This window comes from Kitasatospora sp. NPDC007106 (assembly GCF_040634455.1).
GTDB lineage: Bacteria > Actinomycetota > Actinomycetes > Streptomycetales > Streptomycetaceae > Kitasatospora > Kitasatospora arboriphila.
Genome location: NZ_JBEYFP010001323.1, coordinates 1 through 1242, shown reverse-complemented (window position 1 = coordinate 1242; position 1242 = coordinate 1). Strand labels below are relative to the sequence as shown.

General features: G+C 80.4%; 1 pseudogene. It reads left to right on the top strand.

Features of this window, described 5'->3' with window-relative positions:
* A pseudogene (locus tag ABZ641_RS38175) lies at positions 1–1242 on the top strand (adenylate/guanylate cyclase domain-containing protein); the annotation flags it as partial.

Here is a 1242-nt window from a genome sequence, read left to right as displayed (position 1 = left end):
GCCTCGCCCCGCTCGCCGACGCGATCCGGCCGCTGCTCGACGGCGCCGAACACCCGCTCCCCGCCGAGTCCTTGCGGCTGCTGGAGGCCGGACTGCTGCGCGACGGCACCCCCGACCCGTCGGTGGAGGAGACCTGCGCCGCGCTGGCTGCCGTACTCGGCGCGCTGACCGGCCCGGACGGGCTGGTGCTGGTCGTCGACGACTTCCACTGGGCGGGTGCGCTGCTGCGCACCGTGCTGCGCCGGCTCGCCGACGACCTCGCGGCGCGGCCCGTGCTGCTGCTCTGCCCGGGCCGGCCGGAACTCCTCGACCAGGACCCGGAGTGGGCCCGCCGCTCGGCGGCGGTCGCGCTCGGCGGGCTGTCCGACGCCGACTGCGCCCGGCTGGCCGCGGGTCTGGTCGAGGTCGCCGGGCACGGCGCCGAGGCGGGCGCGGCACTGCTGGAGCGGGCGGAGGGCAATCCGCTGCACCTGGAGCAGCTGCTCGCGATGGCCGCGGAGGGGCACGGCGCGGGCGGGCTGCCGCCGACCGTGCAGGCGCTGCTCGGTGCCCGGATCGACGCGCTCGCGCCGCCCGAGCGGACGACGCTGGCGCTGGCCTCGGTGGTCGGCCGGGACTTCCACACCGAGGAGGTGACCGGTCTCGCCCTCGGCGGGCCGGAGAGCGGAGCCGGCGGCGAGCTGCGGCCGGGCCCGGCCGGGGCGGACCCGGTGCTGCCCGCCCTGCACCGGCTGGACCGGCGGCGGCTGGTGGAGCCGGCCGAGCCGGACGGCGGCTACCGCTTCCGCAGCGGCCTCGTCCAGGAGGTCTCCTACCGGGGCACCGCCAAGCGGGTCCGTGCCGAACGGCACGAGCGGGCCGCCGAGCTGCTGGCCTCCCGCGGCGCCCCGGACGGCGCGGTCGGCGGGCACCTCGCCCTCGCGCACCGGTACCGCACCGAGCTCGGTCTGCTGGACGCCCGCACCGACGCGCTGCGCGGGCGGGCCGCCGACCGGCTGGCCGCCGCCGGTGCGACCGCGCTGCGCCGGGCCGACCTCGGCTGGGCGGAGGAGCTGCTCGACCGGGCCGTCGGCCTGTACCGGCCGCAGGACCCGGGCCGGGCGGCCGCGGCCTGGCGGCTCGCCGAGGTTCGGCTGGCGAGCGGCCGCACCGAGGAGGGCCGTGCCCTGCTGGAGGAGGCGGCGGCCGCCGGGGACGCGGTGCTCGCCGCGCACGCCGGCCTGGCGCTGGCCGTGCTCGACC